This is a genomic window from Franzmannia pantelleriensis (assembly GCF_900102875.1).
In the GTDB taxonomy this organism is placed as follows: Bacteria; Pseudomonadota; Gammaproteobacteria; order Pseudomonadales; family Halomonadaceae; genus Franzmannia; species Franzmannia pantelleriensis.
Genome location: NZ_FNGH01000014.1, coordinates 100999 through 121828 on the forward strand (window position 1 = coordinate 100999; position 20830 = coordinate 121828).

Consider the following 20830-nt stretch of genomic DNA (forward strand, 5'->3'; position numbering starts at 1 on the left):
TGAGATGACTGATAAGGCACCCGCCCCACCGATGCATAAACCGCTGCGCTGGCTGTGGCTGGCCGCGGCGGTAATCGTGCTCGACCTGGTGACCAAGTACGCCGCCAGCGCCTGGCTGAGCTACGCCCGCCCGGTGGAGGTGCTGCCGTTCTTCAACCTGACGCTGCTGCATAACACCGGTGCGGCGTTCAGCTTCCTGGCCGGCCACCCAGGCTGGCAGCGCTGGTTCTTCGCGGCGATTGCGATCGGTGCGAGTATCGGCCTGACGATCTGGATGCGCCGTCTCAAGGCACACGAGGTGCTCCTGGCCCCATCGCTGGCGCTGATCATCGGCGGCGCACTGGGCAACCTCTACGATCGCCTGGTACACGGCTACGTGGTGGACTTCCTCTCTTTCCACGCCGCCGGCTGGTACTTCCCGGCCTTCAACGTCGCCGATATCGGCATTACCCTCGGCGCCGCCGGCCTGATCATCGAATCGATCCGCGACGCGCGACGCTGAACCCCACGGCGGCCGGCGCGTCCAATCAGGTTCATGGCAGCGCCCCGTCAACGGCAAGAGAGACACAGATGAGCGATCAACCCGATACCGTCCATCGCATCGGCGACGACATGGAAGTGACCTTGCACTTCACCCTCAAGCTCGAGGACGGCACCGTCGTCGACTCGACCCGCGACAAGCAGCCGGCCACCTTCCAGGTGGGGGATGGCAACCTGCCGCCCGGCTTCGAGGCGCCCCTCGAAGGCCTCGCCGAGGGTGACACTGGCAGCTATCAGATCGCCCCGGAGCACGCTTTCGGCCAGCATAATCCGCAGAACGTGCAGCTACTCAAGCGCGACGACTTCGACGACATCGAACCCGAGGTGGGCACGGTGATGTCGTTTGCCGACGCTGCTGGGGGTGAGTTGCCGGGCGTGATTGCCAGCATCGACGGCGAACAGGTAGAAGTCGACTTCAATCATCCGCTGGCGGGGCGTACCCTGAACTTCGAGGTCGAGGTGATTCAGGTTCGCCCGGCCACCACCCATTGATGCCCACGGCAAGAGAGACCGCCATGCACATCAAGCTGGCCAACCCGCGCGGCTTCTGCGCCGGCGTCGACCGCGCCATCGACATCGTCAACCGTGCCATCGACGTATTCGGTGCGCCGATCTATGTGCGCCACGAGGTGGTCCATAACCGCTTCGTGGTCGATACCCTACGCGAACGCGGTGCGGTCTTCGTCGAAGAGCTGCATGAAGTACCCGACGACGTGATCGTGATCTTCTCGGCCCATGGCGTCTCGCGTGCAGTGCAGGAAGAAGCCGACCGTCGCGGCCTCAGGGTCTTCGACGCCACCTGCCCGCTGGTGACCAAGGTCCACCTGGAGGTACTACGCTACGCCAAGCGCGGTCAGGAGTGCATCCTGATTGGTCACGCCGGGCACCCCGAGGTCGAAGGCACCATGGGGCGCTATGACACCTCCCACGGTGGTGCCATCTACCTGGTCGAGGACGAGGCAGACGTTGCCGCCCTCCAGGTCAAGGACCCCAGCCGGTTGGCCTTCGTGACCCAGACGACCCTGTCGATGGACGATACCGCCAAGGTCATTGACGCTCTACGCGCGACCTTCCCCGAGATCGAGGGGCCGCGCAAGGACGATATCTGCTACGCCACTCAGAACCGCCAGGACGCGGTGCGCGGCCTGGCTGCCGAATGCGACCTGGTGTTGGTGGTGGGCAGCCCCAACAGCTCCAACTCCAACCGCCTGCGCGAACTCTCCGAGCGTGTCGGCACCCCGGCGTACTTGATCGACAAGGCCAGCCAGATCGACCCGGCCTGGCTCGACGGTGTCACCGCCATCGGCCTCACCGCCGGGGCCAGCGCCCCGGAGGTGCTGGTCCAGGGTGTCATCGAGCGGCTGCAGGGCCTCGGCGCCACGCCGCCGGAAGAACTCGCCGGCCGTGAGGAGACGATTACTTTCTCCATGCCGCGCGAGTTGAGAGAGCGTGTGATTGCCAGTGAGTGAGTGCTAGCCAGCATGGGCTACTCTGACGATATAGACTGGTAAGGAAACCGGGCATCTTGCCCGGTTTTTTGCGGCTGGGGACTACCAGAACTGGTACTTATGCCGCATATTGAAACGAAAGGTAACCTGAGTAGGCAGGGCAACCATAGGCGGGGGACACCGCAGTGAGTGCAGGGCAATCGACTAGCATCGCCTCTCGCCGGCCGTCGCGGCAGAGGGGCTTCACCCTGATCGAGCTGATGATCGCCGTGGCGATCATCGCCATCCTGGCGTCGATCGCCTACCCCAGCTATCAGCGCTATGTGCTTGAAGCTCGCCGCAGCGATGCTCATGCAACGTTGCTCAACTTGGCTAGTCGGTTGGAGCGCTGTTATACCGTCAGCAATACTTATCAGGATTGTTCCAGCTTTCCCACCGCCTCTGAAGAGGGTTTTTACACTATAAGCGCACCAACGTTGGGTACTGCAGAGTTTACGTTGAGTGCTGCGGCGCAAGGTGCTCAAACTGCAGATACCGCGTGCCAGACAATAACCCTAAATCAAAGAGGGGAGCGTGGTCCTGATGAGTGCTGGTAGGGTAACTAGGAATTCAGGGCTAACACTGATTGAGCTGCTAGTTACCATGGCAGTTGCGATCATACTCGCCACTATAGCAGTCCCTAGCTATTTTGAACTACGGCAGCAGCAGCAGCTGTCGGCTAGCACCAATGATGTTTTGTCTATGGTGTTGGCTGCAAGACGAGAGGCTGTAAGTAAACGATTAGATGGCGTCGAGGTCACGCTTGGTGCTGATAAAGGGTGGCCAATTAGCATCGTGCGCGATGGAAGTGCTATTTATGAGCGTGCTGCTAGCCATCCTTCTATAGAGATTGCTCTGGCATCAGGGGGCGAGTTGATTTTCAATAGGTTCGGGCGCACCGGTGGTGAGGTGTCAATTTGCATATCACGAGCAGGCGATGTACATAGGGAAATTAGCATTCTCCTCTCCGGGCAGGTGAGAAACCTGCGAGATGAACTGGAGAACTGTGATGATTAAGGCCTCCGTTCAACACACTTGTAAGTTGCGAGATGGTTCTCGAGTAGGCATTCAGGCTGGCTTCACACTATTAGAAGTATTAGTAGCAGTGGTTGTGCTTTCGTTCGGGCTGCTTGGGCTCGCTGCCATGCAGCTCAAGGGGCTGCAGTCCGCTAATCTTGCCTACCAGCGAACTATTGCAACGGCGGCTGCACAGGATGGCGTTGAACGGCTGTGGGCAGAGCTTTGGAGTGATTCCGATAATTGCCCTTCACCTGGCAGTATTACTTCGGAATGGTATGAAGCATGGAACGATATTTTGCCTCACATGGAATCCTCTGGTTCGACTATTCTTGAACCAAATTCATGTGAGTATGAAATCATTGTCGAATGGCAAGATGATCGTTTCTCTGATGAGGGAGATGTCTCCCGACTCGTCTATGTGGTTCAGCTGCCAGGGGGGGCGTAAATATTATGTCATTCTTTAACTCCCCACCCGGCTCCTCCAGCAAACAGCAAGGTTTTACACTCGTTGAGTTAATGGTTGCGCTGGTGCTTGGCCTGTTAGTTGTAATGGGGGCGACGCAGCTTTTTATGACTACTCGGCAGACGTTTCTCACGGTCGAGGAAGTCAACAGGAGGCAAGAGGTAGTTAGTTTTATAACAAACGTGATTGCTTATGAAGTTAGGAGTTCAATTGGCGTCAGTCCGTGGTCCGAGCAGCAAAAGGTTACGGACTCAGGTAATCTCGTGATCCAAATCAGCGATGGTGAATATGGCGGATACTGTTCTTCTGGCGACCTGCAGGCACTCGAATATTATGTAAATGAAGGTAGCATTATTGTGGCTCCAAAGTGTGAATCAACTAACCCCACCCCGCAGCCGGTAATATTTGGTGTAGAAGAAATTTCTTTCGCGCAGGGCATCGTGGAAGGCAGTGAGGCCTTTGTTGATGTCACCGTAACGTTAAACGACGGTTCTGGGAAGACGATAGCCTTCAGGTTTGCCCGTCGTTCTTCCGACATCTTTAGCTGAAGCATGGGAATGTTTCGGAGGGTATGAAAATGAAGAATAAGCAACGCGGTATGACACTGATTGTCAGCTTGACTCTCATGTCTCTGGCGCTTGTGCTGGGTGTGAGTGGCTTGCAGAGTGCTCGAGTTGAAGAAACTGCTGCAGGGAGTAATCGCAGTTCCGCGAATGCTCAGATGGCGGCAGAGTTTGGTGCTTCGCAACGGCTCACCAGTGTCAAGGGGAACTCGATTTCTTCCCTGCCGGCCTGCAGTAATCCGCCAAGTCTTGGTGAAACCATATCTGTGTCGAATGCACAGGACTCTACGGTGGGATACCAGCATGAAACATGCAGGCTGGATAATGAGACAGCAAGGATTACTTCTCGAGGGCTTGCCGGCGATCTCAATCGCACTATCCAGGTAGTTTATATTGATCCGGACTCATCCTTTCTAGGGCTTTCTGCTCTGAATTTCCCAGCCCAGGTTAACCCTTTTAGTGCGCCTTCTTCCAACTCCTTTATCGTTGAAGGGGCTGTAGAGGATAGTGTTGACTCTGGTAGCCTTCCGGCGATTTCAACGGCGGGTCAGCAGAGCTATATAGAGTCTCAGATCGGCGATGATCGAATCGATAATTACTCTGGCGGTATCTCAAATGAAATAAGTGAGAGTATATTGACCGACGCGGCCAAGTTTTCCGAGTTCGTCGAGTCGCTGAAGGTTTATGCGGCTGATACTACGGCTAATGGCGGGGCCGGGCAACAGATTTCCTCTATCTCTAATGGGACAAATTTAGGAAATGCCAGTGCCCCCATGATTACGTATGTTACTGGCGACGCTTCCGTACAGGGGAATGCGAGTGGTGCAGGTATTTTGATTGTTGACGGTGATTATGGAACCTCTGGCACCCCCGGTTTTGACGGTCTTATTATAGTGTTAGGCGATACGTTTGGGATTACAGGTGGCGGTAATGGTGGCCTCAGTGGTGCTCTTATTTTAGCGCCCATGGAGGACTCCGAGGACGGTGAGGCCAAGCAGTTCTCAGACGCTACGGTTAGTTCGTCGGGTGGTGGTAATGCAAGCTATTCACATGATGCAGAGGCACTCTCAGCCGCTTTTAATCTGTTGCCAGAGTCCCTCCAACTCTTCTGGAGAGATAATAATCAGAGCACGAATGTGACTCCGGGGGTGGCCAGCTGGATCGAGACCATTTGATGGTCATTAGCTTTATTAAGTTTGATAGTGAGCACCTCTGGTTCTCACTTTTATATTGGACATCGGCTGGACAGCGTTTGGAATAACTGAAGGATATTAAAAGAGATGAGTCAGTTAGCAGGTGGGTTTGTCATCTATCGGGACTCTTGTTCTCCCCGTATTGCTGACTATAATCTTCACACCTTCCATATGCGTGCCGCACACCTCGAAGGTGCCGTTATGCCCTAGGGTGAAGCCGTTTAATTGGTAGCGAATAGGTGTGCTGCGGTTAAAGCTTACGGTCGGACCGCCTGTACCCTTCAGAATACGCAGTAGCGTTGCGTCACTCAGGTTGCCGCTGCTTGCCTGACCTTCCACCACGGCCAAGGGTAGCGACCAATCCGTATAGTCACAGCCAGTCGAGTCGGCAGAGACGACCGGGCAGACGGCGATGGTGGTACGCCGCGTGATGGCGGTGTTGCGTGCGGTGGCCAGCGTCGTCTTGATCCGCATCACCTCGGCCGCTACCTGATTGCGTGCGGTAAACTGCTGGTAGCTGGGAATGGCCCAGGTGGCTATGATCACCGCCACGGCGATGACCACCAGCAGCTCGATTAGCGTAAACCCCTGAGTTAGATGATGTACTCGCTGGCGGTTTGCCGCTGGCGTCTCGTGATAGTCTTGGTGACACGTTGGGCGCATGGGGCCTCCCTGGCAGGCACGCTCCATCCGTGGTGCCGGTCTTGTCACCCTAGTCCAAGCCTATGTAAGCCATATCGGATTCTACTGTGAGTGATTTCCTAATCGTTGGCGGTGGTGTCATCGGCATGATGACGACGCTGCAGTTGGCCGACGCCGGCCACGAGGTGACCCTGCTCGAGCGCGGTGAGTGCGGCCGTGAGTCCTCCTGGGCCGGTGGTGGGATCGTCTCGCCGCTCTACCCCTGGCGCTATTCGGCGCCGATCTCGCGTTTGTCGACCTGGTCGGAGGGCTACTACCCCGAGCTTGCGCTGCGGCTGCTGGAAGAGACGGGCATCGACCCGGAGTATCGCCAGAAGGGGTTGCTTTACCTGCGTGTCGATGACGAGGCGCGTGCACTGGGCTGGGCGCGGGCGGTGGGCAAGCCGCTGGAGCGGGTGGCGGCCGACTTCCTCTACGCCAAGGAGCCGGCGGCGGCGCCGGGCTGCCATGGCGCGCTGTGGATGCCGACCCTGGGCAGCATTCGCAACCCTCGGTTGCTCAAGGCGCTGCGCACGCGCCTGGCGGCAATGCCCAAGGTGCGCATCGTCGAGAATGTCGAGGTAACCGGGCTTTCGCATCAGGCAGGACGAGTCATGGCGGTGGAAGCCGGCGCCGAGCGTTTTACTGCGGGTGAGGTGGTGGTCTGCGGTGGTGCCTGGGCCGCCGAGCTGCTCGGGTCACTCGGTGTGGGCCTGCCGGTGCGACCGGTCAAGGGGCAGATGCTCTTGTTCAAGGCGCCGCCGGGGCTGGTGCAGCGAGTGGTGCTGATGGATGGTCGCTATGTGATTCCCCGCGCCGACGGCCGCGTGCTGGCCGGCTCGACCCTGGAAGAAGTCGGTTTCGACAAGGGCACCGACGAGACGGCGAGGCAGTCGCTGTGGGAGAGCGCCACGCGGATTATCCCGGCGCTGGCGGAGTGCGAAGTGGAGCATCACTGGGCCGGGCTGCGGCCGGGCTCGCCGGATGGGACGCCCTTTATCGGGCGGGTGCCGGGGCTCGAGAATCTCAGTGTCAATGCCGGCCACTACCGTAATGGCCTGGTGTTGGCGCCGGCCTCGACGCGACTGCTGGTGGATCAGCTGCTGGAGCGCGAAGCGATCCTCGACCCGAGCCCCTATCGGTTGGAAGGGCGCCTGCACACCACCATATGACACAGCTCACACGCCGATAAGCCGCGGCTTATCGGCGACAGGGCGCTACGGACACGCTGTGACCCCATCCCTGCGCCGCTCTAGGCACGTTGCTACTCATCCTTCTGCTCTTCGAGGTACTTGTCGCGGTGGGCGCTGGAGCAGAACCACTCGCCGCGCTCACGCAGGGCGTCGTTCTCCGGCAGGTGCACCTTGCAGTAGGTGCAGCGCACGATCTGGTTGGCGTCGCTGTCGCCGGTATCGTGGTCCAGCAGTTCTTCGCGGTCGAGCTTCCATTCGCGATACATGCTGTACAGCTTGAGGCCGGCGAAGAACAGCACGGCGAAGATGATCAGCCGAATGATCAACAGGTTCATCCTTCTATGACTCCTTGCGGGAGGCGGGCAGTTACCGCGGCTTTGCCAGCGGTGCGGCCATGCGGGACAATGGACTAACCATGAGTTTCGAGAGATTTTCACGCCCATGCAAGACCTGACGCTGGTGATGGCCCAACTCGACCCCTTGGTCGGTGATATTCCCGGCAATACCGAGCGCGCCATCGAGTCGGTGCGCGAGGCGCGTATCGAGCATGGCGCCGATATCGTCGTGCTGCCGGAACTGTTCCTGACCGGCTACCCGCCGGAGGATCTGCTGCTACGACCCTCCATGGAAACGCGTCTGCGCGAGGCGCGATCTCGGATGGCTGAGAAGATGTCCCGCGAGGTGCTGGTGATCGTCGGTTACCCCGGCATGCGCGAGGGACAGCGCTACAACCTTGCGGGGCTGCTCTACCAGGGGGAGTGGCAGGCCGAGTATGCCAAGCAGGCGCTGCCCAACTACCAGGTGTTCGATGAACAGCGCTACTTCACGCCGGGTAGTGAGCCGCTGGTGTTCGAGTACAAGGGCGCCAAGCTCGGCATTCTGATCTGCGAGGACATGTGGCAGGAAGCGCCGGCACGCAAGGCCAAGCAGGCCGGCGCCGAAATACTGGTGACCCTCAATGCCTCGCCTTTTCATCAGGACAAACCCGCCGAACGCCTGACGCTGTTCGCCGAGCGCGCCGCTGAGGTGGGGCTGCCGCTGGTCTACGTCAATCAGATTGGTGGTCAGGACGAGCTGGTGTTCGACGGCGGCTCGGCCTGCGTCGATGCTCAGGGCAAGCTGCAGGTGCAGGCGCCGCACTGGCAGGTGGGACTGATGCCGGTGCAGCTGGTCAAGGAGAAGAGCGGCTGGGTACCGCGTGGCGGCGAGATCGAGCCAGAGGTGGAGGCCGAGGAGAGTCTCTACTGTGCGCTGGTGACCGGCGTCCGCGACTACGTCAACAAGAGCGGCTTCAAGGGCGTGGTGTTGGGGCTATCCGGCGGCATCGACTCGGCACTGTCGCTGGCCATTGCGGTGGATGCCCTGGGCCCGGAGCGGGTGCACGCGGTGATGATGCCCTACCACTACACCGCTGAGATCTCCCAGCAGGACGCCGCCGAGCAGGCACGTCTGCTTGGTGTCAACTATGAGGTGATGCCGATCGCGCCGATGGTGGAGGCGTTCAGCGAGACCCTGGCCGAAAGTTTCGCCGGTACCGAGCGCGACACCACCGAAGAGAACCTGCAGTCGCGGGTGCGCGGCGTGCTGTTGATGGCGATCTCCAACAAGAAAGGCTTGATGGTGCTGACCACCGGCAACAAGAGCGAGATGGCGGTGGGCTATGCGACCCTCTACGGCGATATGGTGGGCGGTTACAACGCACTCAAGGACGTCTACAAGACTTGGGTCTATCGCCTGGCGCGCTGGCGCAACACCCAGGAACCGGCGATCCCCGAACGGGTCATCACGCGTCCGCCCTCTGCCGAACTGGCACCGGACCAGCAGGATAGCGACTCGCTGCCCAACTACGACACCCTGGACGCCATCCTGACGCGCTATATCGAGGGCGACTTGAGCGCCGAGGCGATCATCGAGGCGGGCTTTCCCCGCGAGGATGTCTATCGCGTGGTGCAGCTGGTCGACCGCTGCGAGTACAAGCGCCGCCAGGCGCCGGTCGGCGTGAGGGTGACGCCGCGCGGTTTCGGGCGCGATCGCCGCTACCCGATCGTCAACGGCTGGCAGCCGGGGGAGTAGGCTAACGCGTTACGAACGTAAAAGAACGCCACCGCCCGTGGGCGGTGGCGTTCTGTTTTCTGGCGATGCTAGCGTTTAGGCCGAAATCGAGTCCGCGTTGACGTGCAGCGGGCGGAAGGTGCGGCCGCTAAGGCGTTCGTGACGCGGGTCGTTCTCGATCAGGGTGGACAGCACCTCGCGGGCGCGGTCACGCATGCCGAGACCCAGATAGCCTTCGACCATCACCGCCAGGGCGTCGCGGTTGGCGGTGGACTCCGGGTAGTTCTCGATCACCCAGCGTCCACGCTGCACGGCGGCCAGATAGGCCCCTTTGCGCAGGTAGAAGTCGGCCACGTGAAGTTCCTGGGCGGCCAGCACGTTGCGCAGGTAGATGATGCGCTGGCGGGCGTCCGGGGCGTACTCGCTATCCGGGTAGCGCTGGATCAGCTCGCTGAAGTCGCTGTAGGCGTCGCGGGAGGCGCCCAGGTCGCGGCGCGACAGGTCGACCAGCCGCAGCCGCTCGAGGCTGAAGCGCCCGGCCTGATAGGCAGACAAACCACGCATGTAGTAGGCGTAATCGACCTGGGGGTGGTCCGGTTGGAGGCGGATGAAGCGCCCGGCCGAGGCACGCGCGGCCTCCCAGTTGTCGGTCTGGTAGTAGGCGTAGATCAGCTCGAGCTGGGCCTGTTCGGCATAGTCACCGAACGGAAAGCGGCTGTCCACGGCCTCGAGCTCCTCCACTGCGCTGGAGTAGCGGCCCGATTCCAGCGAGGCGCGGGCCTGCTGGTAGAGCTCCTGCTCCGATACCTGGGGCAGGTCATCGTCTGACTCGTCGTCGTTGCCACCACCGAACAGGGCACAGCCGCTGAGCAGGGTCACGGCGAGGGCGAAGGCACCGAACCGGGTGCCGGTAAGCATAACGCGCATCTTGATCCTCGTATCAAACAACCCGGGTGGCCATGCTAGAATCGTTCGCAATCTGCCACAATCGGCTCACTATAACGCACCCGTTTGCAAAACACACAGGCCCCGCCGTTTCATCATGTCCGAGACCTTACACCGTGACGCCCGCGTCCCCGACGCCATGGCCGGCCAGCGCCTCGACCAAGCCGCTGCCGAGCTGTTCGACGACTTTTCCCGCGAGCGGCTCAAGGGCTGGATACAGCAGGGGGCGCTGACCGTCGACGGCGAGTCGGTGCGTCCCAAGCACAAGCTGCACGGGGGCGAACAGCTGGTGCTCAACGCCGAGCTCGAGGACGACACCCGCTTCGAGCCCCAGGCCATCGCGCTGGATATCGTCTTCGAAGATGCCGAGGTGCTGGTGATCAACAAGCCGGCCGGCATGGTGGTCCATCCGGCGGCCGGCAACCCCGATGGCACCCTGCTCAACGCGGTGCTGCATCACCATTCCGAGGCGGCCAGCCTGCCCCGCGCGGGCATCGTGCACCGCCTCGACAAGGACACCACCGGACTGATGGTGGTCGCCAAGACGCTGGCGGCCCAGGCGGCGCTGGTGGAGCAGCTGCAGGCGCGTAGCATGTCCCGCGAGTATGATGCCATCGTCACCGGGGTGATGACCTCCGGTGGTACGGTGGATGCGCCTATCGGTCGCCACCCCAAGGATCGCAAGCGTCAGGCGGTCACCGGTGGTGGCAAACCGGCGGTGACGCACTATCGGGTCACCGAGCGCTTTCGCCATCATACCTACGTACGCTGCAAGCTTGAGACCGGGCGCACGCACCAGATTCGTGTGCACCTGGCCCACAAGCGGTTTCCGCTGATCGGCGATGCACTCTACGGTGGGCGGCTGAAATTGCCGCCCGGGGCCGATGAGGCGCTCAAGGACCTGCTGCGCGAGTTTCCGCGTCAGGCGCTGCACGCGCGCAAGCTGGCCTTCATGCATCCGGCCAGCGGTTCACGGGTCGAGTACCGCGCCGAGCTGCCCGACGACATGCTGATGCTGCTCGACTATCTGCGTGACGACCATGCCACCATGCGCTGAGAGGGTGTCTACAAAATGGCTGCACTTGGCAATACTGCGTTGAAAACGATCTCAAAATGCTCATTTACACCCCGTAAACTCCGCTTTCTCGATCGTTTTCGCCTTGTCTTGCCTTCGTTCGCCTGTTTTGTAAACACCCTCTGAGGAGTTCGCGATGCACGACGCCGCCGACGACCTTCACCCTCACCCGACGCTGGTGCTGCCCGACTGGCCGGCGCCAACCCGGGTCGGCGCCTTCGTCACTACCCGCGAGACCGGGCCCAGCCAGGGGCCCTTCGCGGCGTTCAACACCGCCCTGCATGTCGGCGATGACCCGGCCATGGTCGAGCGCTGTCGCGAGCTGCTGCGGGCCCAGCTCGACGACGACCGCCCACTGCTGTGGCTCGACCAGGTGCACGGTGCTGCGGTGCAGCAGGAGTTTACCCCCGAGGTGCCCCAGGCCGATGCCGCGGTAGCGGAGGACAAGCGCTACGCCTGCGTGATTCAGACCGCTGACTGCCTGCCAGTATTCTTCTGTGACCGCTTGGGCACCAAGGTGGGGCTGGCCCACGCCGGCTGGCGCAGCCTCGCTGGCGGTGTGCTCGAGGCTACCGTCGCGGCGCTGGGTATCGAACCGGACGAGCTGCTGGTGTGGTTGGGGCCGGCGATTTCCAACGCCCAGTTCGAAGTCGGTCCCGAAGTGTTCGAAGCCTTCGTCGCGGTGCAGCCGGAGGCGGCCTCGGCCTTCGAACCCAGCCCCTATCGTCTGGGTCACTTCATGGGCGATATCTACAAGCTGGCGCGTCTGCGCCTCGAGCGCCTTGGGATCCATCAGATCAGCGGCGGGCACTTCTGCACGTCGTGTGAGCCGCGCTTCTATTCCCACCGCCGCGACGACGGTCAGACCGGCCGCATGGCTAGCGTGATCTGGCTGCGCTGAGACGCTTGATCCAGATCAACGCTAGGCGAGCTTTCCCCGGGGGTGACTTGAAAGCGGCTCCCGCTGACTCCATTGAACATGTCAAGACCTAATTGACAGGGCCAAGCGGTGCGTCCGAACGCGCCGCCACCCCGATGGAGGAAGAGATAGATGCGACCCGATAAATTCACCGGCAAGTTGCAGACCGCCGTGGCCGACGCCCAGTCACTGGCAGTGGGCCGTGGCCATAACCAGCTTGACCCCGGCCACCTGCTGCTGGCGCTGCTCGATGCCCGCGACAGCGGCATCAAGGGGCTGGTGCAGCAGGCCGGTGGCGATAGCGGCCGCCTGCGTGCCGGCCTGGTGCAATACCTCGACAACCTGCCCGAAGTCGGCAAGTTCGACGGTGAGGTGCAGCCGTCCCGCGACTTCGTACGGCTGTTCAACCTCGCCGACCGCGAAGCCCAGAAGCGTGGCGACCAGTTCGTGGCCAGCGAGCTGGTACTGTTGGCGGCGCTGGAGATGGGCGGTGCGCTGGCCAAGGCGTTGACCCAGGCCGGCCTGACCCGTAAGGCGGTGGAAGCTGCCATCGACAGTCTGCGCGGCGGCCAGCGCGTCGATGACGCCAACGCCGAGGACAACCGCGAGGCGCTCAACAAGTACACTCTCGATCTCACCGCGCGGGCTGCCGAGGGCAAGCTCGACCCGGTGATCGGCCGCGATGACGAAATTCGCCGTACCATCCAGGTGCTGCAGCGGCGCACCAAGAACAACCCTGTGCTGATCGGTGAGCCCGGCGTCGGCAAGACCGCCATCGTCGAGGGGCTGGCCAATCGCATCGTCGACGGCGAGGTGCCCGAGGGCCTCAAGGACAAGCGCGTGCTGTCGCTGGACATGGGCGCGCTGCTGGCCGGGGCCAAGTTCCGCGGTGAATTCGAGGAGCGCCTGAAGGCGGTGCTCAACGAGTTGGCCCAGGAAGAGGGGCGGGTGATCCTGTTCATCGATGAGCTGCACACCATGGTCGGCGCCGGCAAGGCCGAGGGCGCCATGGACGCCGGCAACATGCTCAAGCCGGCGCTGGCTCGGGGGGAGCTGCACTGCGTGGGCGCCACGACCCTCGACGAGTACCGCAAGTACATCGAGAAGGATGCCGCCCTCGAGCGGCGCTTTCAGAAGGTACTGGTGGATGAGCCCTCCGAGGAGGACACCATCGCCATCCTGCGTGGCCTCAAGGAGCGCTACGAGGTTCACCATCGTCTCAATATCACCGACTCGGCGATCATTGCCGCAGCGCGGCTGTCGGCGCGCTATATCACCGACCGCCAACTGCCCGACAAAGCCATCGACCTGATCGATGAGGCCTCGTCGCGGATTCGCATGGAGCTCGACTCCAAGCCCGAGGAGATGGACCGCCTCGACCGCCGGCTGATCCAGCTCAAGATGGAGCGCGAGCACCTCAAGAAGGAGACCGACGAGGCCTCCAAGAAGCGTCTCGAGACCCTCGAGGCGCAGATCGACGAGCTGGCGCGGGAGTACGCCGACCTCGAAGAGGTGTGGAAATCCGAGAAGGCCAGCATCGAGGGCGCGGCGCAGTACAAGGATGCCCTGGACAAGGCGCGGGTCGAGCTCGACGCCGCCAAGCGCCAGGGCGACCTGGGCAAGATGTCCGAGCTGCAGTACGGGGTGATTCCCGACCTCGAGCGCAAGATCGCCGAGAGTGAGGCAGGGGGCGCGGACACCTCGACCCACCAACTGCTGCGCTCCAACGTCACCGAGGAAGAGGTTGCCGAGGTGGTATCGCGCTGGACCGGTATCCCGGTGGCCAAGATGCTCGAAGGCGAGCGCGACAAGCTGTTGCGGATGGAAGAGGCCCTGCATCAGCGGGTGATCGGCCAGGACGAGGCGGTCACCGCGGTGGCCAACGCCGTGCGCCGCTCGCGGGCCGGCCTGGCCGACCCCAACCGGCCCAACGGTTCGTTCCTGTTCCTTGGCCCCACCGGGGTCGGCAAGACCGAGCTGTGCAAGTCGCTGGCCAACTTCCTGTTCGACACCGAAGAGGCGATGGTACGCATCGACATGTCGGAGTTCATGGAGAAGCACTCGGTGGCGCGGCTGATCGGTGCCCCTCCCGGCTATGTCGGCTATGAAGAGGGTGGTTACCTGACCGAAGCGGTGCGTCGCAAGCCCTACTCGGTACTGCTGCTCGATGAAGTGGAGAAGGCTCACGCCGATGTCTTCAACATCCTGCTGCAGGTGCTCGAGGACGGCCGCCTGACCGACGGCCAGGGCCGCACCGTGGACTTCCGCAACACCGTGATCGTGATGACCTCCAATATGGGCTCCGACATCATTCAGCGCATGGGGGCCAGCGAAGACGACAGCGAGCGGGGCTACGCGCAGATGAAGGAGATGGTGATGGCGGTGGTCGCCGACCATTTCCGCCCCGAGCTGATCAACCGCATCGACGAGGTGGTGGTCTTCCACGCCCTCGGTCAGGAGCAGATCCAGGCGATCGCCGGTATTCAGCTCGAGCGCCTACGGGCGCGGCTGGCCGAGCACGAGCTGGGGCTCGAGGTCAGCGACGATGCCATGGCCCAGCTGGCGGTGGTCGGCTTCGATCCGGTGTTCGGGGCGCGGCCGCTCAAGCGGGCGATCCAGAGCCGGCTCGAGAATCCGCTGGCCCAGGACCTCTTGAGCGGTAAGTTCGTGCCTGGTGACGTAATCAAGGTCACTGCTACTGAAGGCCAGCTACACTTCAGTAAATGAGCTGTCTGCCGATAAACGATTAAACGGTCGCGTCCGACCTCGTTTGCCCGTCTCGCTGGTCGAGACGGGCTTTTTAATGTCCGCGGCTTGCCCTTTTGTCGACCTTGCGCTACCAAAGGCCGTTTCGCGGTTGACAGCCCTGCCGTGCTATTGGACTCTTGTCGGTTCCTGACTGCGGGCGCGGACTCTACGGGCAACCCCCATTCACCGCGCGAAGGGTAGGCCGAATGGCCTCTACCCGCCGAAGGACTTCCGGCTCGGGCTAACCGCTCGATCTGGCCAACGCCCCCGACACGGTGAACCGCCGTGAAAGGGAACGCTCGATGCATGTCGTCATGCCTCAGTGTTCCTGAATGAGAGTGCAGGCCCCAACAGGGCTCATTAGCCAGGGTTTGGCATCAGGTGCCGGCACCGCCGGCAGCGACGTACCGTCGCACTCGACCCCATGACCCGCAACCGGGCCATGGATCGCACTCGAGACCTCCAGGGGAGAAACACACGTGGAACTGCTATCCGGCGCCGACATGATCGCCCGCTTCCTGCAGGATGAGGGCGTCGAATATATCTATGGTTACCCGGGCGGCGCAGCGCTGCATATCTACGATGCGCTGTTCCGTCAGGACAAAGTCAAACACATCCTGGTTCGCCACGAGCAGGCGGCGACCCACGCTGCCGACGGCTATGCGCGCGCCTCCGGCAAGCCCGGCACCGTGCTGGTGACCTCCGGGCCCGGCGCGACCAACGCCGTGACCGGTATTGCTACCGCCTATATGGACTCGATTCCGATGGTGGTGCTGTGCGGCCAGGTGATGAGCCACCTGATCGGCGATGACGCCTTCCAGGAAACCGACATCATCGGCGTGACCCGTCCGATCGTGAAGCACAGCTTCTCGATCCGGCACCCGTCCGAGATTCCGGAAGTCCTCAAGAAGGCCTACTATCTGGCTTCCACCGGCCGTCCCGGCCCCGTCGTGGTGGATATACCCAAGGACATGACCGCGCCCACCGAGCGCTATGAGTACGTCTACCCGAAAAAGGTCAAGATGCGCTCCTACAACCCGGTGACCCGCGGGCATACCGGCCAGATCAAGAAAGCCGTGGAGCTAATGCTCAAGGCCAAGCGGCCGGTGTTTTACACCGGCGGCGGGGTGGTCACCGGCCGCGCTTGCGAGGGGCTGACCGATCTGGTCAAGCAGCTCGGCTTCCCGATCACCACCACCCTGATGGGCATCGGCGCCTTTCCGCAGAGCGATGACCAGTGCCTCGGCTGGCTCGGCATGCATGGTTCCTATGAGTCGAACATGGCCATGCACCATGCCGACCTGGTCATCGCCATCGGCGCGCGCTTCGATGACCGCGTCACCAACAACACCTCCAAGTTCTGTCCCACCGCCAAGATCGTGCACGTTGATATCGATCCTAGCTCGGTGTCCAAGACGGTGCGCGCCGATGTGCCGATCGTTGGGCCAGCGGCCAGCGTGATCAACGAGATGATCAGCCTGGTGCAGGGCAAGGAGATCGCCCATCCCGAGGCGCTCGGTGAGTGGTGGCAGAAGATCGACAGCTGGCGCGACGAGCGGCGCGGCAAGCTCTACGAGCCCTCCGAGCCCGGTGAGGCGCTCAAGCCGCAGGAGGTCATCGAAGCGGTGTGCAAGATCACCCGCGGCGAGGCCTTCGTCACCACCGACGTCGGTCAGCATCAGATGTTTGCCGCCCAGTACTACCACTTCGACAAGCCCAACCGCTTCATCACCTCGGGCGGGCTCGGCACCATGGGCTTCGGCTTCCCCGCCGCCATGGGCATCAAGAAGAGCTACCCGCAGGACGACGTGGTGTGCATCACCGGTGAAGGCAGCTTCCAGATGATGATGCAGGAGCTGTCGACCTGTAAGCAGTACGGCATTGGCGTCAAGATCGTCAATCTCAACAACGGCTCACTGGGCATGGTGCGCCAGTGGCAGGACCTCAACTACAAGTCGCGCCATGCGCACTCGTACATGGAGTCGCTGCCCGATTTCCAGAAGCTGATCGAAGCCTACGGGTTTACCGCCATCAAGGTGGAGCGTCACGAGGATCTCGAACCCGCCCTCGAGCGGGCTTTCGCCGACAACAACGAGCTGGTGTTCCTCGACATCTATGTCGACCCGCGCGAGCACGTTTATCCGATGCAGGTGCCGCTGGGCGCCATGCGTGACATGCTGCTTTCGAAGACGGAGCGGACCTGATGCGCCATATCATTTCGATCCTGATGGAAAACGAGCCCGGCGCGCTGTCCCGTGTGGTGGGGCTGTTCGCCCAGCGTAACTACAACATCGAGACGCTCAACGTGGCGCCTACCGAAGACCCGACCCTGTCGCGGTTGACGGTCACCACGGTCGGTGACGATCGGGTGATCGAGCAGATCACCAAGCACCTCAACAAGCTGATCGACGTGGTCAAGCTGGTCGACCTGACCGAGGGCAATCACATCGAGCGCGAGCTGATGATGGTCAAGGTCAAGGCGCTTGGGGCGGCGCGCGATGAGGTCAAGCGCACTGCGGATATCTTCCGCGCCCAGATCGTCGACGTCACACCGAGCCTCTACACCGTGCAGATCACCGGTGACGCCGGCAAGCTGGATGCCTTCCTCCAGGCCATGGCGCCGGTGGGCATTCTCGAGGTGGCACGCACCGGGGTGTCGGGGATAGCGCGTGGCGATAAGGTGCTCTCGCTCTGACGGCGACTGCGCTCGCGACGTAAAGCGACATCTGCAGAATTTTTCAGCCGCCCTCCGGGGCGGCTTTTTCGTAGGCCTCTTTACACCTCCGCCCACAGCGCGCGGATGAGTGGGCTCTTGAGGCGGCGCTTGGCGACGCACAGGCCGACGTCGTAGTGGGGGAGCTCGGGCTTGACCGGGAGGATCGTAACCCGGTCGTGGAGTGGACTATTGTCGAGCACGATCCTGGGCACCACACCGACCCCGAACCCCAGCCCTACCATGCTGACAATGGCCTCGTTGCCGGCGACCTGGGCATAGATCTGCGGTGTGACGCCAAGCGCCCGGAACCAGGTGTCGCAGTGCTCACGGGCCAGCCCCGACTCGGAGAGAATCATCGGCACCCCGGCCCACTGAGTGGCGCTGGGGGTCTGCGGCGCACTGGGCATCCAGCTGGTGTTTTCGCGGGGAGCGATAAATACCAGCGGCGAGGTGGTCATCGGCTTAAAGGCCAGGCCGTCCGGCAGGGTGCGCGGCCGTGGCGTGATCGCCATGTCCTCTTCCCCTGCCAGCACGCGTCCCACCGACTCGGCGGGGTCGCCGGTGTGCAGCTTGAGCTCGATGCGCGGATGACGTAGGCGGAACTCGCTGAGCAGCGCATAAAGGAAGCTGTAGCTGGCGGTCACCGAGCAGTAAATGCTGATCTCGCCGGCCAGCTCGCGGGACTCGCTCATCAGCGAATGGCGGATCGCCTCCCACTGCTCGAGCGCATCGCGGGCATAGTGCTGGAACCTCTGGCCCTGGCGGGTCAGCGCCACATGGCGGTTGTCGCGCTCGAACAGCGGAGCACCGAGGTTCTCCTCGAGCTGACGGATCGAGCGCGACAGCGTCGAGGGGCTGATATGGCAGGCATCGCTGGCTCGCCCGAAGTGCAGCATGTCGGCCAGGGCCAGGAAGTGTTTGAGGGGGCGCATGTCCATAAGGTGTATTTCATTAGATGCAATGTGATATTGCAAATATAGCGTTTTACGCAACGCCGCGCCTAGCTTATGGTGTCGTCATCGCCTCGACGAACCCAGCGCCGCGCAAGACGGCGCGGGTGGCCATCAACGCTGAATTCCATTTCTGCACTATCTCAGGAGAATCCCAATGCGCGTTTATTACGACAAGGATTGCGACCTGTCCCTCATCCAGGGCAAGAAGGTCACCATCGTCGGTTACGGCTCTCAGGGCCACGCCCACGCCAATAACCTCAAGGAGTCCGGCGTCGACGTCACCGTCGCGCTGCGCCAGGGCTCTTCCTCTGCGGCCAAGGCCGAAGCTGCCGGCCTCAAGGTCGCTTCTGTGCCGGAAGCCTGCAAGACCGCCGACGTGGTGATGATTCTGGCCCCGGACGAGAACCAGAAGGCGATCTACGAGCAGGAAGTCGAGCCCAACCTCAAGGAAGGTGCGACCCTGGCGTTCGCCCACGGTTTCAACATCCACTATAACCAGGTCGAGCCGCGCAAGGATCTGGACGTAATCATGATTGCCCCCAAGGCGCCGGGTCACACCGTGCGCTCCGAGTTCGTCAAGGGCGGCGGCATTCCTGACCTGATCGCCATCCATCAGGATGCCTCGGGTACCGCCAAGGAGCTCGCGCTCTCCTACGCCGCGGGCGTCGGCGGCGGCCGCAGCGGGATCATCGAGACCACCTTCAAGGACGAGACCGAGACCGATCTGTTCGGCGAGCAGGCAGTGCTGTGCGGCGGCGCCGTCGAGCTGGTCAAGGCCGGTTTCGAGACCCTCACTGAGGCCGGCTATGCGCCTGAGATGGCCTACTTCGAGTGCCTCCACGAGCTCAAGTTGATTGTTGACCTGATGTACGAAGGCGGCATCGCCAACATGAACTACTCGATCTCCAATAACGCCGAGTACGGCGAGTACGTCACTGGCCCCGAGGTCATCAACGACGAGTCGCGCGCTGCCATGCGTAACGCGCTCAAGCGCATCCAGGAAGGCGAGTATGCCAAGATGTTCATCAATGAGGGCAATTCCAATTACCCCTCGATGACGGCGCGTCGCCGCCTCAATGCCGAGCACGAGATCGAGCAGGTCGGTGCCAAGCTGCGCTCCATGATGCCGTGGATCGCTGCCAACCAGCTGGTCGACAAGTCGAAGAACTGATCGAGCCGGTGGTTGATGCTGACAAGGGCGCGGATTTCCGCGCCCTTGTCGTTGCTGGCTGCTGGCATTATGCCGCGTTGCTATCGTAATTCAGGCCAGGGTGTAGAATGGAAAAGGCGCCGCGGCGCTTTTTTTAGGCAACGGAAAGAGAACCATGAGCCAAGAGCCGAACACGCCAGAGCATGATAGAACCGAGCAGCAAGCTTCGTCGCGTGCCGACGAGGATATCGCCTCGGCTTTCGTGCGCGAGACCGAGGTCATCGAGGAAGCGGTAGAGGATGGCAAGAAGGTGCGCCGGCGCGGCATTTATCTGCTGCCTAACCTGTTCACCACCTCGGCACTGTTTTCGGGATTCTTTGCCGTGATCGCCGGTATCAATGGCGACTTTACCGCCGCAGCGGTGGCGATCTTCATCGCCATGGTGCTCGACGGGCTCGATGGCCGGGTAGCACGCATGACCAATACCCAGAGCGCCTTTGGGGCCGAATACGATAGCCTTTCCGACATGGTGTCGTTCGGCGTGGCCCCAGCGCTGGTGGCCTTTACCTGGATTCTTCAGGACATCGGCAAGACCGGCTGGGTGGTGGCCTTCCTCTATGTGGCCTGCGCTGCCCTGCGCCTGGCACGCTTCAACGTGCAGATCGGCAGTACCGACAAGAAGTGGTTCATCGGCCTGCCGAGCCCCTCGGCGGCGGCCTTCGTTGCCGCCAGTGTATGGACATTCAACAGCTTCGATGCCGGTGCAGTAGGCTTCAAGCTGCTGATGCTGCTGGTCGTGGCAGCGGCTGGGGTGTTGATGGTCAGCAACATCCGCTACCACAGCTTCAAGGATATCGACTTCAAGAAGCCGGTCCCCTTCGTGGTGCTGCTGGCGATCGTGCTCGGCTTTGTCATGATCTCGGTACAGCCGTCGGTGATGCTGCTGCTGCTGTTCGGTGCCTATGTCGTCTCAGGGCCGGCGCTGGCAGTGATGCGCAAGATGAAGCAGGCGCCTGCTGCCTGAGTCCCTGTGATGCTGCCGCCAACGCCCGCCCCGCGCGGGCGTTGGCGTCTGTGGGGCGTGTTGTCATTGGAGGGGCGCTGTCCACAGGCGGTTGCCGCGCACTGGCTG

21 protein-coding genes are annotated in these 20830 nt (G+C 61.9%); 17 read left to right on the plus strand and 4 right to left on the minus strand.

The window, feature by feature from the left end; genetic code table 11:
- Window positions 1-4: 4 nt before the first annotated feature.
- From lspA to BLT16_RS20715, 8 genes are all read left to right on the plus strand, one after another.
- On the plus strand, window positions 5-502 hold the full coding sequence (lspA, locus tag BLT16_RS17080) for a signal peptidase II (RefSeq protein WP_245701734.1): 498 nt from the start codon (window positions 5-7) through the stop codon (window positions 500-502).
- Window positions 503-570: 68 nt separating this feature from the next.
- Window positions 571-1032, plus strand: coding sequence for an FKBP-type peptidyl-prolyl cis-trans isomerase (gene fkpB / locus BLT16_RS17085; protein ID WP_089659719.1), 462 nt, complete (start codon window positions 571-573; stop codon window positions 1030-1032).
- A 23-nt stretch (window positions 1033-1055) separates the two neighbouring features.
- The gene (gene ispH, locus BLT16_RS17090; protein WP_089659721.1) at window positions 1056-2009 is read left to right on the plus strand and encodes a 4-hydroxy-3-methylbut-2-enyl diphosphate reductase; all 954 of its coding nucleotides are present in this window, start codon (window positions 1056-1058) and stop codon (window positions 2007-2009) included.
- A 164-nt stretch (window positions 2010-2173) separates the two neighbouring features.
- On the plus strand, window positions 2174-2584 hold the full coding sequence (locus tag BLT16_RS17095) for a type IV pilin protein (RefSeq protein ID WP_281243319.1): 411 nt from the start codon (window positions 2174-2176) through the stop codon (window positions 2582-2584).
- The gene (locus BLT16_RS20710) at window positions 2571-3044 is read left to right on the plus strand and encodes a pilus assembly FimT family protein (protein WP_245701737.1); all 474 of its coding nucleotides are present in this window, start codon (window positions 2571-2573) and stop codon (window positions 3042-3044) included. The genes BLT16_RS17095 and BLT16_RS20710 overlap by 14 nt, the downstream gene beginning before the upstream one ends.
- Window positions 3037-3492, plus strand: coding sequence for a type IV pilus modification protein PilV (gene pilV, locus BLT16_RS21145; RefSeq protein ID WP_089659723.1), 456 nt, complete (start codon window positions 3037-3039; stop codon window positions 3490-3492). The genes BLT16_RS20710 and pilV overlap by 8 nt, the downstream gene beginning before the upstream one ends.
- A 5-nt stretch (window positions 3493-3497) precedes the next feature.
- Window positions 3498-4058: a prepilin-type N-terminal cleavage/methylation domain-containing protein gene (locus BLT16_RS17105; RefSeq protein ID WP_089659725.1), complete on the plus strand. Its 561-nt coding sequence runs from the start codon at window positions 3498-3500 to the stop codon at window positions 4056-4058.
- A gap of 29 nt (window positions 4059-4087) precedes the next feature.
- Window positions 4088-5248, plus strand: coding sequence for a pilus assembly PilX family protein (locus tag BLT16_RS20715; protein WP_143025088.1), 1161 nt, complete (start codon window positions 4088-4090; stop codon window positions 5246-5248).
- Between the two features lie 114 nt (window positions 5249-5362).
- Here the strand turns inward: BLT16_RS20715 and BLT16_RS17115 are convergent, their stop codons facing one another.
- Window positions 5363-5929 carry a GspH/FimT family pseudopilin gene (locus BLT16_RS17115; protein ID WP_176817263.1) on the minus strand — a complete coding sequence of 189 codons (567 nt, stop codon included), beginning with the start codon at window positions 5927-5929 and terminating at the stop codon, window positions 5363-5365.
- 86 nt (window positions 5930-6015) lie between these two features.
- On the opposite strand from BLT16_RS17115, the gene thiO reads away from it, so the two are divergent.
- Complete coding sequence (gene thiO, locus BLT16_RS17120) at window positions 6016-7119, plus strand: glycine oxidase ThiO (protein ID WP_089659731.1); 1104 nt, start codon at window positions 6016-6018, stop codon at window positions 7117-7119.
- Window positions 7120-7211: 92 nt separating this feature from the next.
- Here thiO and BLT16_RS17125 read toward each other — a convergent pair whose 3' ends face one another.
- On the minus strand, window positions 7212-7475 hold the full coding sequence (locus BLT16_RS17125) for a PP0621 family protein (protein WP_089659734.1): 264 nt from the start codon (window positions 7473-7475) through the stop codon (window positions 7212-7214).
- 106 nt (window positions 7476-7581) lie between these two features.
- On the opposite strand from BLT16_RS17125, the gene BLT16_RS17130 reads away from it, so the two are divergent.
- A complete protein-coding gene (locus BLT16_RS17130; RefSeq protein ID WP_089659736.1) occupies window positions 7582-9213 on the plus strand; it encodes an NAD+ synthase in 1632 nt (543 codons plus the stop codon).
- Between the two features lie 75 nt (window positions 9214-9288).
- Here the strand turns inward: BLT16_RS17130 and BLT16_RS17135 are convergent, their stop codons facing one another.
- Window positions 9289-10119 carry an outer membrane protein assembly factor BamD gene (locus BLT16_RS17135; protein ID WP_089659737.1) on the minus strand — a complete coding sequence of 277 codons (831 nt, stop codon included), beginning with the start codon at window positions 10117-10119 and terminating at the stop codon, window positions 9289-9291.
- Between the two features lie 115 nt (window positions 10120-10234).
- Here BLT16_RS17135 and rluD point away from each other — a divergent pair, with 115 nt between their 5' ends.
- The 5 genes from rluD (at window position 10235) to ilvN (ending at window position 17574) form a co-directional block, all read left to right on the plus strand.
- Complete coding sequence (rluD, locus tag BLT16_RS17140) at window positions 10235-11194, plus strand: 23S rRNA pseudouridine(1911/1915/1917) synthase RluD (protein WP_089659739.1); 960 nt, start codon at window positions 10235-10237, stop codon at window positions 11192-11194.
- A gap of 154 nt (window positions 11195-11348) precedes the next feature.
- On the plus strand, window positions 11349-12113 hold the full coding sequence (gene pgeF, locus BLT16_RS17145; RefSeq protein ID WP_089659740.1) for a peptidoglycan editing factor PgeF: 765 nt from the start codon (window positions 11349-11351) through the stop codon (window positions 12111-12113).
- A gap of 150 nt (window positions 12114-12263) precedes the next feature.
- Entirely contained in the window at window positions 12264-14858 is a 2595-nt protein-coding gene (clpB, locus tag BLT16_RS17150; protein WP_089659743.1) for an ATP-dependent chaperone ClpB, read from the plus strand.
- A gap of 500 nt (window positions 14859-15358) precedes the next feature.
- Entirely contained in the window at window positions 15359-17083 is a 1725-nt protein-coding gene (locus BLT16_RS17155) for an acetolactate synthase 3 large subunit (RefSeq protein WP_089659746.1), read from the plus strand.
- Window positions 17083-17574, plus strand: coding sequence for an acetolactate synthase small subunit (gene ilvN / locus BLT16_RS17160; RefSeq protein ID WP_089659748.1), 492 nt, complete (start codon window positions 17083-17085; stop codon window positions 17572-17574). Before BLT16_RS17155 ends, ilvN begins: the two co-directional genes overlap by 1 nt.
- 80 nt (window positions 17575-17654) lie before the next feature.
- Here ilvN and ilvY read toward each other — a convergent pair whose 3' ends face one another.
- Window positions 17655-18533: an HTH-type transcriptional activator IlvY gene (gene ilvY / locus BLT16_RS17165; RefSeq protein WP_089659750.1), complete on the minus strand. Its 879-nt coding sequence runs from the start codon at window positions 18531-18533 to the stop codon at window positions 17655-17657.
- Between the two features lie 169 nt (window positions 18534-18702).
- Here ilvY and ilvC point away from each other — a divergent pair, with 169 nt between their 5' ends.
- Complete coding sequence (gene ilvC / locus BLT16_RS17170; RefSeq protein ID WP_089659752.1) at window positions 18703-19719, plus strand: ketol-acid reductoisomerase; 1017 nt, start codon at window positions 18703-18705, stop codon at window positions 19717-19719.
- Window positions 19720-19873: 154 nt separating this feature from the next.
- A complete protein-coding gene (gene pssA, locus BLT16_RS17175) occupies window positions 19874-20722 on the plus strand; it encodes a CDP-diacylglycerol--serine O-phosphatidyltransferase (protein WP_089659755.1) in 849 nt (282 codons plus the stop codon).
- The last annotated feature ends 108 nt before the right edge of the window (window positions 20723-20830 follow it).